At 35.4% G+C, this 16463-nt stretch carries 13 protein-coding genes and 10 tRNA genes; 22 read left to right on the plus strand and 1 reads right to left on the minus strand.

Translation table 11 applies throughout. The features are described 5' to 3' along the window. Nucleotides 1-327: 327 nt before the first annotated feature. From pyrR to pyrE, 8 genes are all read left to right on the plus strand, one after another. Nucleotides 328-864 carry a bifunctional pyr operon transcriptional regulator/uracil phosphoribosyltransferase PyrR gene (gene pyrR / locus EJN67_RS12890; RefSeq protein WP_129724860.1) on the plus strand — a complete coding sequence of 179 codons (537 nt, stop codon included), beginning with the start codon at nucleotides 328-330 and terminating at the stop codon, nucleotides 862-864. A 156-nt stretch (nucleotides 865-1020) separates the two neighbouring features. Beyond that, nucleotides 1021-1962: an aspartate carbamoyltransferase catalytic subunit gene (locus EJN67_RS12895; RefSeq protein ID WP_129724861.1), complete on the plus strand. Its 942-nt coding sequence runs from the start codon at nucleotides 1021-1023 to the stop codon at nucleotides 1960-1962. Next, complete coding sequence (locus EJN67_RS12900; RefSeq protein ID WP_129724862.1) at nucleotides 1949-3235, plus strand: dihydroorotase; 1287 nt, start codon at nucleotides 1949-1951, stop codon at nucleotides 3233-3235. Before EJN67_RS12895 ends, EJN67_RS12900 begins: the two co-directional genes overlap by 14 nt. A gap of 13 nt (nucleotides 3236-3248) precedes the next feature. Next, nucleotides 3249-4205, plus strand: coding sequence for an orotidine-5'-phosphate decarboxylase (gene pyrF / locus EJN67_RS12905; RefSeq protein ID WP_129724863.1), 957 nt, complete (start codon nucleotides 3249-3251; stop codon nucleotides 4203-4205). Then, nucleotides 4190-7408, plus strand: coding sequence for a carbamoyl-phosphate synthase large subunit (carB, locus tag EJN67_RS12910; protein ID WP_129724864.1), 3219 nt, complete (start codon nucleotides 4190-4192; stop codon nucleotides 7406-7408). The genes pyrF and carB overlap by 16 nt, the downstream gene beginning before the upstream one ends. Then, entirely contained in the window at nucleotides 7405-8199 is a 795-nt protein-coding gene (locus EJN67_RS12915; protein WP_165000877.1) for a dihydroorotate dehydrogenase electron transfer subunit, read from the plus strand. The genes carB and EJN67_RS12915 overlap by 4 nt, the downstream gene beginning before the upstream one ends. Then, complete coding sequence (locus tag EJN67_RS12920; protein WP_129724866.1) at nucleotides 8192-9103, plus strand: dihydroorotate dehydrogenase; 912 nt, start codon at nucleotides 8192-8194, stop codon at nucleotides 9101-9103. Before EJN67_RS12915 ends, EJN67_RS12920 begins: the two co-directional genes overlap by 8 nt. Before the next feature lie 28 nt (nucleotides 9104-9131). After that, complete coding sequence (gene pyrE / locus EJN67_RS12925) at nucleotides 9132-9710, plus strand: orotate phosphoribosyltransferase (protein ID WP_129724872.1); 579 nt, start codon at nucleotides 9132-9134, stop codon at nucleotides 9708-9710. Here the strand turns inward: pyrE and EJN67_RS12930 are convergent. Beyond that, nucleotides 9696-11468: an Rqc2 family fibronectin-binding protein gene (locus EJN67_RS12930; RefSeq protein WP_129724867.1), complete on the minus strand. Its 1773-nt coding sequence runs from the start codon at nucleotides 11466-11468 to the stop codon at nucleotides 9696-9698. The two genes, pyrE and EJN67_RS12930, sit on opposite strands and share 15 nt — an antisense overlap. 221 nt (nucleotides 11469-11689) lie before the next feature. Between EJN67_RS12930 and EJN67_RS12935 the strand changes: the two genes are divergently transcribed. From EJN67_RS12935 to EJN67_RS13000, 14 genes are all read left to right on the plus strand, one after another. Next, the gene (locus EJN67_RS12935) at nucleotides 11690-12685 is read left to right on the plus strand and encodes a GerMN domain-containing protein (protein WP_129724868.1); all 996 of its coding nucleotides are present in this window, start codon (nucleotides 11690-11692) and stop codon (nucleotides 12683-12685) included. An 81-nt stretch (nucleotides 12686-12766) separates the two neighbouring features. Then, nucleotides 12767-13363 carry an XTP/dITP diphosphatase gene (locus tag EJN67_RS12940; protein ID WP_129724869.1) on the plus strand — a complete coding sequence of 199 codons (597 nt, stop codon included), beginning with the start codon at nucleotides 12767-12769 and terminating at the stop codon, nucleotides 13361-13363. A 26-nt stretch (nucleotides 13364-13389) separates the two neighbouring features. Next, the gene (locus tag EJN67_RS12945; protein ID WP_129724870.1) at nucleotides 13390-13863 is read left to right on the plus strand and encodes a metallophosphoesterase; all 474 of its coding nucleotides are present in this window, start codon (nucleotides 13390-13392) and stop codon (nucleotides 13861-13863) included. 195 nt (nucleotides 13864-14058) lie between these two features. Further along, nucleotides 14059-14132 (plus strand) — tRNA-Gly (locus EJN67_RS12950). Between the two features lie 4 nt (nucleotides 14133-14136). Next, a tRNA-Arg gene (locus EJN67_RS12955) sits at nucleotides 14137-14213 on the plus strand. A gap of 23 nt (nucleotides 14214-14236) precedes the next feature. Continuing rightward, nucleotides 14237-14313, plus strand: a tRNA-His gene (locus EJN67_RS12960). Nucleotides 14314-14316: 3 nt separating this feature from the next. Continuing rightward, nucleotides 14317-14391 (plus strand) — tRNA-Gln (locus EJN67_RS12965). Between the two features lie 5 nt (nucleotides 14392-14396). Then, nucleotides 14397-14472 (plus strand) — tRNA-Lys (locus EJN67_RS12970). A 5-nt stretch (nucleotides 14473-14477) separates the two neighbouring features. Further along, nucleotides 14478-14562, plus strand: a tRNA-Leu gene (locus EJN67_RS12975). A gap of 39 nt (nucleotides 14563-14601) precedes the next feature. Beyond that, a tRNA-Gly gene (locus EJN67_RS12980) sits at nucleotides 14602-14676 on the plus strand. 10 nt (nucleotides 14677-14686) lie between these two features. Continuing rightward, nucleotides 14687-14763, plus strand: a tRNA-Arg gene (locus EJN67_RS12985). 21 nt (nucleotides 14764-14784) lie between these two features. Beyond that, nucleotides 14785-14860, plus strand: a tRNA-Lys gene (locus EJN67_RS12990). Between the two features lie 24 nt (nucleotides 14861-14884). Beyond that, nucleotides 14885-14960, plus strand: a tRNA-Lys gene (locus EJN67_RS12995). A 79-nt stretch (nucleotides 14961-15039) separates the two neighbouring features. Beyond that, on the plus strand, nucleotides 15040-16299 hold the full coding sequence (locus EJN67_RS13000) for an HD domain-containing phosphohydrolase (RefSeq protein ID WP_129724871.1): 1260 nt from the start codon (nucleotides 15040-15042) through the stop codon (nucleotides 16297-16299). Nucleotides 16300-16463: the final 164 nt, after the last annotated feature.

The following is a 16463-nucleotide window of genomic DNA, read 5'->3' on the forward strand; positions in this document are numbered from 1 at the left end:
TACAATTAGAATTAGCCATAGCGAGCACCTCACTGTATTATTTTTTTTTGGTTAAAAATATTATACATGATTTTCTCGCTATGGTTCTATATTTTTTTGGTGTTGCATTTAATTATACAACGAACCTAGAATTACGAATTTAAAGTTTTTTATAAAAATAGTAGACAATCTCATTACCATATGATATTATATAAAAAAAGATATGGGCCTTTAATTCAGTCCCGTGAGGCTGGTAAGGTATTGAGTTTAGAATTTTTGTTTAATATATTTGTATATTATGCCTTACCAGTATAACGGTAAGGCTTTTTTGATAGGGGGAAAAGTTATATGATTGAAAAAGCACAAATAATGGATGAAGTGGCTATTAACAGAGCACTATCTAGGATAGCCCACGAAATTATTGAACGAAATAGAGCTATTGAGGATGTAGTACTTATAGGCATTCAGAGGAGAGGCGTACCACTGGTACATCGTCTAGCTGAACGCATAAAAGAATATGAGCATATAGAATTGCCTGTAGGAATTTTAGATATAACTCTCTATCGAGATGATTTATCTGTTTTAGCTGAACATCCAATTATAAATAGTACTGATGTACCATTTGACATAAATGAAAAAATAGTTGTAATGGTAGATGATGTACTATACACTGGGAGAACTGCCAGGGCTGCTATGGATGCTTTAATAGATATGGGCAGGCCAAAATCCATTCAGTTTGCCGTTCTTATCGACAGGGGACATAGAGAGTTGCCCATAAGAGCAGATTATGTAGGAAAGAATGTTCCTACTTCAAAAAATGAAATTGTTAATGTGCAAGTTGAAGAAATTGATAAAATTAATAGGGTAATTATAACAGAAAAATAAACTCCCTTTAATACAGTCCAGAGAGGCTGTCAAGGGCGTTCGGATATCTAATGCCTTGACAGTAAAATGTCAAGGCATTTATTTTGCTTCAATATAACCAATCTTTATATTTTAAACCGGAATATTACAAAACAACCTCAGAAAGAAGGGAAACATATGGCGCTACAAAATAAAGATCTCTTGGGACTACGCAGTATTAGCGAGGATGAAATAGAAGAAATTCTTGACAATGCAGAAATTATGAAACATATATTACTTAAAAACAATAAAAAAACTCCCCATCTTCAGGGTAAATCCATAGTTACACTATTTTATGAAAACAGTACTCGTACACGCCTATCATTTGAACTTGCAAGTAAATACATGGGTGCCAGTGCTGCAAATATATCAGCAACATCCAGTAGCGTGGCAAAGGGAGAATCTCTCATTGATACTGCCAGAACAATACAAGCCATGGGAACCGATGTAATAATAATACGCCATCCAATGGCCGGTGCTCCAAGCCTTATAGCTAAAAATATAGATGCATCCGTCATAAATGCAGGAGATGGAATGAACGAACATCCTACGCAAGCCCTTTTAGATATGTTTACTATTAGGGAAAAGTTGGGTACTTTTGATGGTATAAAAGTGGCTATAATAGGTGATATTTTGCATAGCCGAGTTGCCAGAAGCAATATATGGGGGCTTACTAAACTTGGCGCTGAGTTGAAAATAGCAGGTCCTCCGACACTGCTACCTGTAGAACTGGATAAAACGGGTGCAAAGGTATTTTATAGTGCAAAGGACGCTATAAGGGACGCAGATGTAGTTATGGGACTTCGAATACAAAAAGAACGGCAACAAAAAGGATTATTACCCTCTTTGAGAGAATATTCCCAACTATTTGGTATAGATGAAGAAAAATTATCATACGCAAACAATGATGCAATAATTATGCATCCAGGTCCCGTAAATAGGGGTGTTGAATTAACATCAAATATAAGAGATTGCAATGTTTCTGCCATTGATGAACAGGTAACCAATGGAGTTGCAGTACGTATGGCTATCCTATATCTTATTACAAGGAAAGGAGAAAATAAAAATGTTGTGTATTAAAAACGGCACCATTGTAGATGGAATAAATGATAAAGCTTTTAATGCAGATATATTGATTAATGATGGCAGGATAATAAAGATCTCAAAAGAAATAGATGCAGAAAATTATAAGACTATAGATGCAGACAATATGTATATAATACCTGGACTAGTAGATGCTCACTGTCACTTAAGGGAACCGGGATTTGAATATAAAGAAGATATAGCTTCAGGGACTAGAAGTGCAGCAGCTGGTGGTTTTACCAGCATAGCTTGCATGGCAAACACTAATCCTCCAATAGATAATGCAGCTATAGTTAGTTTTATAAAATCTAGATCAAGATCTCAAGGAATAGTTAAAGTATATCCTATAGGAGCCATAACTAAAGGTTTACAAGGTAAAGAGCTAACTGAGATGGGCGATTTAAAAGAAGCCGGGGCAGTAGCTTTGTCAGATGATGGATATCCCGTATATAATCCAAATATTATGCAATTGGCTCTTCAATACGCAAAAATGTTTAATTTTCTTCTAATCTCACATTGCGAAGATATGGATTTAGTTGGAGATGGAGTTATGAATGAAGGATATATGTCCACTATACTAGGCCTTAAAGGTATACCAAGGGCTGCAGAAGAGATTATGGTAGCTCGAGATATTATATTAGCAGGGACACTTGATGCTCCTATCCATATTGCCCATGTAAGCACCAAGGGCTCTGTAGAGATAATAAGGCAGGCTAAAAAAGCAGGTATAAAAGTAAGCTGCGAAACTGCTCCGCATTATTTTTCAGCTACTGATGAATGGATAGAAGAATACAACACAAATGCAAAGGTTAATCCACCATTGAGAACTAGTGTTGATGTAGAAGCAATAATAGAAGGACTGAAAGATGGAACAATAGATATAATAGCTACAGATCATGCACCCCATAGCATCGAGGATAAAAATACAGAATTTGATCTAGCTACCAATGGTATATCAGGATTTGAAACAGCCTTTTCCCTGGCATACACTAACCTAGTGCATACAGGTATATTAAGCATGCCTCAACTAATAGATAAAATGTCATCAACTCCCGCCAGGTTGTTGAACATCCCCGGAGGAAAACTAATGGAAGGCGAAATGGCTGATATAACCATAGTAGATCCTAATGGATCTTATACCGTAGACACAAACAGATTTTATTCAAAGGGAAAAAATTCACCATTCGATGGATGTAAATTGAGGGGAAAAATCCTATATACAATAGTAGATGGAAATATAGTTATGGAGAAAGGTAAAATTTGCTTATAAGGAGGATAAAAACATGATAGATAAACTTATAAGAAAGATATTGGACAAAAAAAGTTGTGTCCTAGTCGGACTGGATACTAGGTTGGAATATGTTCCGGCATGTATTGTAGATAGATATTGTAAGGGGAATATTACATTTGAAGGGGCATCTAAAGCTATTTTAGAGTTTAATAAGAGAATAATAGATATGGTATATGAATATGTACCAGCAGTAAAGGTACAAATAGCCTATTATGAGATGTATGGCCCTGCAGGTATAGAAGCTTTTAGAAATACATGTCAATATGCAAAAAACAAGGGGCTTATAGTAATTGGAGATGTAAAGCGCAATGACATAGGCTCTACTGCAGAGGCCTATGCCGATGCCTATTTAGGTAGGACAGGGCTTATTAACACCAAAGAAGCAGCTTTTGATCTTGATTTTATAACTGTTAATCCATATTTAGGAATAGATGGCATAGCACCTTTTATAGATGCCTGCATCAAATATGATAAGGGCATATTCATATTAGTAAAGACATCCAATTCTTCTTCAGCTCAGCTTCAAGATTTACAAGTAAAAGATAAGAAACTTTATGAAATAGTAGCCCAATATGTAGATAAATGGGGGAAAAAGCTAAAAGGCCAAAATGGCTACAGTAGTATCGGAGCAGTAGTTGGGGCAACCCATCCTGAAGATGCCAGACACCTTAGAAATATTATCCCAAACGCATACTTTTTAGTGCCTGGGTATGGGGCTCAGGGAGGTACTGCTCGTCATATAACGGGATGTTTTAATCCCGATGGACTAGGTGCCGTTGTAAATGCCTCTCGCAGCATTATATGTGCATATAAAAATCCATTATGGAAAGATAAATTTTCATCTTCTGAATTTGATAAAGCGGCGCTGGCGGAAGTTATTAGGATGAAGAATGACATAAACGAAGCAATATTAAAATCAAAGGAGGTGGATTTATGCCCAGAAATATGAATATAGAGAAGGTACTGGTAATAGGGTCTGGACCTATAATAATAGGGCAAGCAGCTGAATTTGACTACGCAGGTACTCAGGCTTGCAGAGCCCTTAAAGAGGAAGGAATACAAGTCGTACTGGTAAATAGTAATCCTGCCACCATAATGACTGATGTAAATATGGCTGACAAAGTATATTTAGAGCCATTAAATATATCAACATTAAAAAATATTATTTTAAAGGAACAACCCGATAGCATTTTACCAACATTAGGTGGCCAAACTGGACTTAATTTAGCTATGGAATTAGCCGAACAAGATTTTTTAGATAGCAATAACATAAGACTATTAGGTACCTCTATGGATACTATAAACAAGGCAGAGGACAGAGAAGCGTTTCAGCATACCATGGAAAAAATTCATCAACCTATTATAGAAGGTATAATAGCTCATAATATTGAAACCACCATAAATTTTGCTAAAAATATAGGGTATCCTGTTGTAGTACGTCCAGCATATACACTAGGTGGAACTGGTGGAGGTATAGCACAAGATGAGAACGAACTTATAGAGATAGCCAGCGATGGATTGAGGTTGAGTAGAGTGCATCAAATTCTTGTTGAGAAATCCGTTGCCGGATGGAAAGAAATTGAGTTTGAGGTTGTACGGGATAGAAAAGGTAATTGCATGTCCATATGCAGTATGGAAAATATCGATCCTGTGGGCATACACACGGGAGATAGCATAGTAGTAGCTCCCGCCCAAACGCTAAATGCTTTAGAATATGAAATGCTCCGTACGGCTGCACTCCGGATCATAGATGAGCTCAAAATAGAAGGTGGATGTAATGTACAGTTTGCCCTTGATCCGTGCAGTATGGACTATTATATCATAGAAGTAAATCCAAGAGTTAGCAGATCGAGTGCACTGGCATCCAAGGCAACAGGGTATCCTATAGCCAGGATAACAGCAAAAATAGCAGTCGGTTATACATTGGATGAGATCTTACATGGAATTTCTAAAAACGGATATATCATTTCTGAACCAACTGTTGATTATATAGTAGTTAAAATCCCCAAATGGCCTTTTGATAAGTTTGTAAAGGCCGATAAAAGACTAGGAACTAAGATGAAGGCTACAGGTGAAGTTATGGCCATAGGTTCAAGCATTGAAGAAGGACTTTTAAAGGCTATCAGGTCTTTAGAACTAGGCATAGATTCACTTGATGCGCCAAAATTTAAGAACTTTACAGACGCGGAAATAAAAAATCGATTACATGAAAAAACCGATGAGCGTATCTTTATAGTGGGAGAAGCCTTAAGGCGCGGTATGGATATAGATATGGTATATCGATATACCGCCATAGATAAGTTTTTTATAGGTAAAATATATAATATAGTTAAAATGGAAGAAGCACTAAAAAATTGTGATGTTTTAAGCTTAAAAGCTGATATATTGCTTAAAGCAAAGGAGATGGGTTTTACAGATAATACCATAGCAAGATTTACAGATACAATAGAAGAACGTATATATAACATACGGAAGAGTTTCCGTATATATCCAGTTTATAGAAAGATAGATACCTATGCTAAACATTTGAAATCTGCTGCACCTTATTACTATTCGACATACCTTGGGCAGGATGAAATGAATGTAAGCCATAATAAAAAGGTAGTAGTACTCGGTTCGGGGCCAATTAGAATAGGACAGGGCATAGAGTTTGATTATTGTTCAGTCCATGCAGTATGGGCATTAAAGGAGATAGGTTTTGAAACTATCATAATAAATAATAATCCTGAAACAGTAAGTACCGATTTTGATACGGCAGATAAATTATATTTTGAACCCCTTACGCCTGAAGATGTAATAAATATATTAGAACGGGAAAAACCCCTTGGAGTAATGATACAGTTTGGGGGTCAAACTGCTATAAAATTGGTAGAAACTCTACATCAGGCAGGATATAAAGTACTAGGAACACATCCTAAAGCCATCAATCAGGCAGAAGATAGAAAAGAGTTTGATATGCTTTTAAATAAACTCAATATAAAAAGACCAAAAGGTACCACTATATTCACTACCAGTGAAGCTATAGATGCAGCTGAAAGACTTGGTTATCCAGTCCTTATAAGACCGTCATATGTATTAGGAGGTCAAGGGATGCAAATTGCCCATAGTAACGATGATATAGAGGAATATATGGGTATAATAAATCGAACAAAGCAGGATCATCCCATATTGATTGATAAGTATCTAATAGGGAAAGAGATAGAGGTAGATGCAGTATGTGATGGAGAAGATATATTAATTCCTGGTATCATGCAACATATAGAACGAGCGGGAGTACATTCGGGAGATAGCATCTCAGTATACCCGCAACAAAGCCTATCAAAAGCTACTGTAGATAAAATAGTGGAGTATACAAAAAAGATAGCTGTAGAACTAAAAGTTAAAGGACTTATCAATATACAGTTTGTAGAATACGATAACGAAGTCTATATCATAGAGGTAAATCCCCGTTCCAGTCGTACCATACCTTATATAAGTAAGGTTACAGGTATACCTATGGTGAATCTAGCTACCAGGGCAATGATGGGTTATACCATTAAACAGTTGGGTTATGGTATAGGTTTAGCCCCAAAACGCAATATTGTGGCTGTAAAAGTCCCTGTTTTCTCATTCGAAAAATTACCTCAGGTAGAAACTAGTCTAGGCCCAGAAATGAAATCTACCGGTGAAGTGCTTGGTATTGGTAAAAATTTATCAGAAGCCCTATATAAAGGTCTTATAGCTGCTGGATATAATTTTGCAAAGACAGGCACCGTTCTTATTACAGTTGCGGATTATGATAAACAAGAGGTTGTACCACTTGCAGCAGAGCTGGAAAAGCTAGGCTTTGATATACTGGCCACAGGGGGTACTGCCCATGTACTCATATCTAACTATATTGCTGCCAGTGTAGTAAACAGGATAAGTGAATCTCATCCCAATATAGAGGACTTTATAGAACAAGGGAAAATTCAAATGATTATAAATACACCTACTAAAGGTAGGATACCACAAAGGGACGGATTTAAAATACGAAGGAAAGGAGTAGAATACGGAATACCATGTTTTACATCATTGGATACGGCAAAAGCCTTTATAAACAGCATGAAGCTAAGCCTATCCGGGGAAGAAATGCATACTATTTCATTACAACAATTGGAGGATATGAGATGAATAAAACTGAAATATGCACTATTTTATCTAATACACAAATAGCCCAAGGTATATTCAAAATGGGTATTAAGAGTAGAAATATATGTAAAGAAGCTATACCTGGACAATTTTTACATGTACAGATACCTCATGATAGCTCCCTTATTCTAAGAAGACCCATAAGTATAAATGATATAGATATGGAAGAGGAAAGGGTGGATATAGTATATCAGTTGGTAGGAAAAGGTACTAATATTTTATCAACATTACAAGCAGGAGATTGTATAAATGTGCTTGGGCCGCTTGGAAACGGATTTATACAACCGAAAACGTATAACAATATATATATAATAGGTGGAGGTTGTGGAGTAGCTCCATTAAAATTCTTTGTAAACAAACATAAAGACAAACACCTATCCTGCTTTTTAGGATATCGAAATAGAGAATCGTCCTACCAAATTGAAGATTTTCAAATGATGTCAAGTGATGTACGCATATGTACGGATGATGGGAGCCTAGGATACAAGGGGTTTGTAAATGACATATTAAGTGAAGCACTAAATTATACTGATGCTGACCTCATAGTAGCATGTGGACCTATTCCCATGTTAGTAGGGATACAAGCATTATCAAACCGATATGATATACCTTGTCAAATATCATTGGAAGAGCGCATGGGATGTGGTGTAGGCGGGTGTCTAGTATGTGTATGTAAAATAAAAGCTTCTACTCCTGAAGGTTGGACTTATAAAAAAGTATGTACCGATGGACCTGTATTTTGGGCAAAAGAGGTGGTGTTAGCTGATGAATAACCTAAATGTTGAAATATGCGGCATAAAGCTTAAAAACCCAATAATAGCTGCTTCCGGAACTTTTGGGTTTGGAATAGAGTATAAGGACTATGTAGATTTAAATAAGATAGGTGCAATAGCAGTAAAAGGATTAACCTTAAAACCAAAGGCAGGTAATCCTCCACCACGTATTGCAGAAACTCCATCTGGTATTTTAAACAGCGTAGGACTTCAAAATCCGGGGGTAGATTATTTCATTCAAAATGAGCTGCCTAAATTATCAGAATATGATGTTCCAATAATAGCAAATATAAACGGGAGTACCATAGATGAGTACTGCCAAGTAGCACAAAAGCTCAACGATCAGCCGATTAGCTTCATAGAGCTTAATATATCATGCCCAAATGTAAAAGAAGGTGGTGCAGCCTTTGGAGCACGTCCAGAGAGTATATATAAGGTAACAAAGGATGTAAAATCATGCACTAAAAAACCTCTTATTGTAAAACTTACACCTAATACTACAAACATAGGAGAAAATGCGGCTGCAGCAGAAGAGGGAGGAGCTGATTCCATCTCTCTAGTAAATACGTTTTTAGGTATGGCAATAGATGCAAAAAGCCGTAGACCTATACTAGCAAATATAACAGGTGGTCTATCAGGTCCTGCTATAAAGCCCCTAGCACTTCGCATGGTATGGGAGGCCAACAGAGCAGTTAGCATACCTGTAATCGGAATGGGAGGTATTATGAATGGCGAAGATGTAGTAGAGTTTTTGCTGGCGGGAGCCACAGCAGTTATGGTAGGCACTGCTAATCTAGTAACCCCTAATGCATGTATTAGGATATTAGATGAGTTGAGCCGGTATATGATTGATAATAGCATAAAGGATATAAGCGAATTAATAAATGGAATTATTATAAATTAACCATAAAAGGAGGATAATTATGAATTTCATAAATCAAGAAAGGGTACTTGAAATATTTAAACAAACCGGTGTTTTGATGGAAGGACATTTTTTATTGACATCTGGCAGACATAGCGATCAATATTTGCAATGTGCAAAGGTGTTTCAATACCCAGAATATACAGAAGAGTTATCTATTGCATTATCTAAACATTTTAAAAACCTAAAAATAGATATAGTAATTGGACCAGCCATAGGAGGTATAATCTTTGCATACGAAATGGCCAGATGTTTAAACGCAAAGGCAATGTTTGCCGAAAGACAAGAAGGTGATATGGTTCTTAGAAGGGGTTTTGATATACCTGAAGGTACTAATGTTTTAATAGTTGAAGATGTTGTAACCACTGGAGGATCTGTTAAAGAAGTAATAGAACTGGTAAAAGGATACAAAGGTAATGTGGCGGGAGTAGCTACACTAGTTGACAGAAGTAATGGTACAGTAGAATTTGGAGCAGAGTATAGGGCAGCCATCACATTAGATGTAAAATCCTATACACCTGAAAACTGCCCTATATGCAAATCCGATATACCTTTAGTAAAGCCTGGCAGCAGATCATTCCTTCGATAAATGTTTTATTAAGTCTTCATCAGGAGTTACGTAGATGGTATTATATATATCGTATATTACCATACCGGGTTTAGCAGCATTTGGTTTTTTTACATTTTTCTTAGGACAATAATCTACTGCTACATTGCTAGATAAACGACCCTTGCTAAAGAAAGCAGCAAGATGTGCAGCTTCCAATAATGTTTTATCTGGCACTTCCTCACCATTAGTTTTTATTATTACATGGGAACCAGGTATGGTTTTTACATGTAACCAAATATCTCTACCGCTTGCTATTTTTAATGTAAGATAGTCATTTTGTATATTGTTTTTACCTACAAAGATATCAAAACCATCTGAAGATATAAAATGATATGGCTTTGATATCTTTGTATTTTGTCGTTTTCTTATATTCTTCACTTTCTTTTTAATGTATCCTTGGGATATAAGCTCTTCTTTTATCTCCTCAAGTTCATCATATTCAGTGCATTTTTCCAGATTATGCAACTGGTTTTCTAAATACTCTATCTCTTTCTTATTTTCAGCAAGCTGCTTAGATACCATTTTGCTGGCGGTTTTTAATTTGTTATATTTTTTATAGTATAGAGCAGCGTTTTGGGCGGGAGTTTTTCCCCTATCTAAAGGAATTTTTTCTTTTTTTCCTGCTTCATCATAATAGTTTATAAGTTCTATACTATCAATTCCCTGATGTATTTGATATATATTTGCCGTTAAAAGTTCACCCCATAATTTATATAGACTACTTTTCTTTGCCTCCTTCAATTCATTATATTGTATATCAAGCTTTTTATAGCACCTGTCTAGATGCGTCCTTATAATCTTATATAAATTTGATGAATGTTGCTTTAATCTATCGATCTTATCCTTATTGGCATAAAGCTGTTCTATAGCTTCTGACGGACTATTTACAGCAATTTGCATTTTTAAATCATACTGTTCGTAAAAGAAAGGCAGTATATCCTTTTGTGCGTTATTGGAATCTTGCAATATAAACGGAGCGAAATGTTCTTCAGAAACTTCCTTGAAAAAATTTAAAAAGCTGTTTACTGCATTTTCTTTATCATTATCGTTTAGTTCTTTGATAATTAGCATGTTACTATTTCCTACCGCCCTGTATACGATTTCCTTCGCTGTGATTTTAGAAACACCCGCAAAAGATTGAAAAATAACATTATCGAGTTTTTTATCTTGGTTTTTATCCTGAAATAATATATTGATCAATGTATCCCTATTCATATTTATAGGGCTTATCTTTCCCCGGGCAGGAGGATATACATATTCATTTCCTGGCAAAACTTCCCTTATTCTGCTCATATCGCTAGTTACATGCCTTATACAGTCTATAATTTTATTTTCTTCATTCACTAGAATAATATTACTGTGTTTTCCCATTATCTCTATTATAAGCTTCTTTATCGACATATCTCCTAATTCATTTATACTTTGGATATGAATCTCCACTATTCTTTCAAAATTTGGTTGAACTATATCCACTATTTTACCACTTAATATATGTTTGCGTAGTACCATACAAAATGCAGGAGCCACTTGCGGATTTATTTTGCTTGTTCCTGTTATATGAATTCTGGCATTGTTTGCACTTGCTGACATAAGTAATTTGTAATTTTTTCCTCCACATCGTATAACAATATTTATCTCATCCCGCTCCGGCTGATATACTTTTTCTACTTTACCACCTAATAATTTAGCTTTTAATTCAGTAATTATACATGATAACATCACACCGTCTAAGGCCATATATATCCCTCCTAAAATAATCTACTTTACAATAATTAAAGGATAAAGAGTTTCAATTTATTATACTATTACTTTATATCAAATACAAACAAAACTGCTCTATATACACGATTATATGGATTTTATATAAAATATATGGTAAAATATCAAAGTGTTATACATACTCACCATAAATGTTTAATATAAATATTATCAAGAAGTAACTAAGGGGGGAGTCTATATTGTATAGCAGAAAGACTATATTTATTATTTCCATAATGTTATTAACTATTATGTTTTTAGGAGGATGTAAGTCATCACAAAAGAATAATTTAGATAGTGAAACTCCAGATGGTAATGTGTTAACTAATAACATCCAGGATGATAAACAAGATACAAATCTTAGAGAAACGATATTATATTATCAAAATGACGATGGTTATCTTGTCCCAGTAATGCGTAAAATTCCTTGGGAAGAAGGTATTGCAAAAGCTGCCCTATCCTATATGATGGATACTAAAGAACAGCAAAAAGATCTCATGGCAATGGGACTTAAGGCGTTAATGCCTGGAAATACGGAGATAAACGGTCTATCAATAAAAGATGGTTTAGCAAAAATTGATTTTAAGAATGATACTGTTCAATTTGAAAATCCAGTATCTGAAAGTAACATGGTGCAGGGTATAGTACTCACTCTATGTGAATTTCCTGCAATTGACAAAGTGCAATTTATGTTTGATGGTAAGATAAAGCAAAGTATGAAAAATGGAACGGATGTAAGCAAACCTCTTGCTCCTCAAGATATAAATTTAGAAATGGGGCAAAATATAAAAAATGGAGAAGGAAAACTTACAGTGTTTTTCCACAGCACATCAGATACACAATATGACTATCTTGTGCCCGTAACTAGGATAATATCAGCATCTGAGCTTGCCCTAGATACAGCTATCGGAGAATTGTTAAAGGGGCCTAAAAGTAGCAATGTATTAAAAATGGATATCCCACAGGGTACAAAACTATTAGATACAAAAATAGAAAACGGAACAGCATACATAAACTTCAATAAGGAATTTAGTGCCTTGGGAAATGAGCCTAGAAGTGAAGCTATTGTAATGAAATCTATTGCTATGACTGCAAAACAATTCTCCGGCGTTGATTATGTTAAAATTATGGTTGATGGTAAAGAATATGAAGGTGTAGAGCAGCTAAATCTACCTACATTTGCGAATGAATATTAGTTAAATTTATGGGCTGCCTAAAAGGCAGCCCATAAATTTAACCGATATATTATTAATTATAAAATTTAGGAGGAAAAACCAATGGAAATAGTAGTAGCTACGCACAATCAAGGGAAGTTAAGTGAAATTAAGCATATATTTAAGGATCTACCCATAACAATACTAAGTCTAAAAGATTTAGGCATTAGCATCGATACTGTTGAAGACCAAATATCATTTGAAGGAAATGCAATCAAAAAGGCTATGGAAACTATGAAATTAACAAATAAGATTACCTTAGCAGATGATTCTGGTCTAGAGGTGGAAGCACTTGGTGGACAACCAGGTATTTATTCAGCAAGATTTGCAGGCCCTAATGCAAATGATGAACAGAATAATATAAAACTACTTAAAATGCTTGAAAATACACCTATTAAAAAACGTAAAGCTCAATTTAGATGCTGTATGGCATTGGTATATCCTAGTGGAAAAATAATAACAACAAATGGAATATGCCATGGAAAAATAGGATTTAAACCTGTGGGTAATAATGGATTTGGCTATGATCCACTCTTCATTGTAGATGGTCTAGAAAAAACTTTTGCAGAATTACCTGACGGTCAAAAAAATCTAATAAGCCATAGAGCTATCGCACTAAAAGAATTGCGTAATGTTTTATTCGAAGAATTAAAATCTTAAAAGTAAAGGAGATAGTTATATTAACCATGAAAATAGCAATAATTAGTGACACACACGGCAAACAATTGTCCTTAAGAAATATACTAAATAAAGTAAAAGATGTAGACAGGATATTTCATTTAGGCGATTTTGTAAAAGATGCAGCGTATATACAAAATACCGTAAATGTACCAATAGATTATGTAAAAGGTAATTGTGATTATGATAGTAATACCGACTATTCTAAAATAATAGAATTAGAAGGAAAACGTTTTTTCCTCACCCATGGTCATCTATATGATGGAGCACATAATTTCAATAAAATGCTTAATACTGCAAAAAGATCAAACATAGACGTTTTTTTATTTGGGCATACACATATTCCTAAGATAGAACATATAGAGGATAAGCTGTTTATAAATCCCGGCAGTCCTTCTCAACCAAGGGGAGGGTATAGACCAACAATAGCCATTATAGAGTTAGTTAACCAAAATATAACCCCTTGGATTGTTAATGTGTAAGTATTATAATGATATTAAGAGATAATTTAACGTAATTGAGAAATTTGGCGATTTTGTCAGTTGACCTATCAATTAGTTTGCAGTATACTAAAACTCGTCGCCGAGATGCGAGTCCGAATTGGTCAAAAAAAGTTAAAAAAAACTATTGACAACCGGTACTCGATAGTATATAATCTTTGATTGTCGGCATGATATGCGGGTGTAGTTCAATGGTAGAATTCCAGCCTTCCAAGCTGGTCGTGTGGGTTCGATTCCCATCACCCGCTCCATTTTGCGCCTGTAGCTCAGTTGGATAGAGCAACGGACTTCTAATCCGTAGGCCAGGGGTTCGAATCCCTTCAGGCGCACCATTTATGGCAAAATGATTTATGTGGTGGGTGTAGTTCAGTTGGTTAGAGCGCCAGATTGTGGCTCTGGAAATCGTGGGTTCGAGTCCCACCATCCACCCCATGTTGGGGCGTAGCCAAGTGGTAAGGCACGGGACTTTGACTCCCGCATTCGTAGGTTCGAACCCTGCCGCCCCAGCCATATTTGACCCATTAGCTCAGGCGGTAGAGCACTTGACTTTTAATCAAGGTGTCCGGCGTTCGAGTCGCCGATGGGTCACCATCCGTGCGGGCGTGGCGGAATTGGCAGACGCGCTAGACTTAGGATCTAGTGCCGCAAGGCGTGGGAGTTCAAATCTCTTCGCCCGCACCATCCCCCATAATTTTTAAAAATAAATAATTTTAGGTACATGCGGGAGTGGCTCAGTGGTAGAGCGTCGCCTTGCCAAGGCGAATGTCGCGGGTTCGAATCCCGTCTTCCGCTCCATTTTTTTCTTGCGCCCATAGCTCAGCTGGATAGAGTGACAGACTTCGAATCTGGAGGTCGAAGGTTCGAATCCTTCTGGGCGCGCCAGCAAGAAATAAATATTTATGTGGGCCATTAGCTCAGTTGGTAGAGCACCTGACTCTTAATCAGGGCGTCCCGGGTTCGAATCCCTGATGGCCCACCACTTATTCTTGTTGTTATAGTATATGGGTCATTAGCTCAGTTGGTAGAGCACCTGACTCTTAATCAGGGCGTCCCGGGTTCGAATCCCTGATGACCCACCATTCGATCGTAAAACCTCAAAATCATTTGTAGATTTTGAGGTTTTTATGATTAATATTTATTTTTGGAGTGTAATACTATATGTATGATGATATAAACATAAGTCTTTGGGAAATATCTATAAGTCTATCCAGCACTATAGACATGGTAGAACCATCTCTTGTAGGCCATCATAAAAAAGTTGCTTATATAGCTCTTAGTATTGGTAGAGAATTAGGGATAACACAAGATCAGCTTAATGAACTATTTTTAGCAGCTATCTTTCATGATATCGGAGCATTTTCATTAAAAGAAAAGATGTCCGCTTTGAACTTTGATTTTAATGATTCTTATCATCATGCTAACATTGGATATAAACTTTTACGAATGTTTAAACCTTTTAAAAAGGTAGCAGATATTGTACATTTTCACCATATTCCATGGAAATATGGAAATGGATTATATTATATGGGATATAATGTGCATATGTTTAGCCATATTATACATTTATCGGATAGAGTAGCTATTTTGATTAATCATGATGTACCTGTGTTATCACAAAAAGATAAAATATGTCATACTATAGATAATTATAGAAATAATTTATTTAATCCTGAAATAGTAGATGCATTTCTGGAATTAGCTAAAAAAGAATATTTCTGGCTAGATATAACATCCAACTTCCTTGCTGATAGTATAAAACAAATGATAAAATTAGATGATAAAATGTATATTGATATGTATGATTTTGTGGATTTATCTACTATGTTTTCTAAAATGATAGACTTTCGGAGTAAATATACCTCCACCCATTCAAGTGGTGTAGCTGCTTGTGCCAAGATTATGGCTAAACTTGCTGGATTTTCAGAAACTGAATGTACTAAAATCACTATAGCAGCAAACTTACATGATCTTGGGAAATTAGCAATTCCTTCAGAAATATTAAACAAACCTAGCCGATTATCATCTTTTGAATACGATATAATTAAGGGACATCCATTTTATACATATAAAATTTTAAGTCAAATTGAAGGATTTAGCGATATTGCAAAATGGGCATCATTTCACCATGAGCATCTGGACGGTACTGGTTATCCTTTTCATTTAAAAGGTGACGAAATACCGTTAGTTTCTAGAATTGTAGCAATTTCTGATCTTTTTGTTGCTTTAATAGAAAATAGGCCTTATAGAGCTGGCATGGACAAAAAACAGATTATAGATATACTAAAAGAAATGGCTAAAAACAACTATATAGATGCTGATATTTTAGAACTTTTGATTGATAATTTTGACTATATAAAACATATAGTTGAATCAGCTCAAATAGGAGCAATTGATATATATTCAGATACAATTGCATAGTTTCTAATATAATAATCCATACTAAATATAAATGTTTATTTAGACCAGCTAATTAAAGTCAAGTAGTTTTATAAAATAATTTTGAAAGTTTCTTGAGGGTCTTCTTGCAGCAGAAAATTAAAAAATGGCATGGCAATGAGACCACCTAAGGAACATTGATTAAA

It is taken from the genome of Xylanivirga thermophila (genome assembly GCF_004138105.1).
GTDB lineage: Bacteria > Bacillota > Clostridia > Caldicoprobacterales > Xylanivirgaceae > Xylanivirga > Xylanivirga thermophila.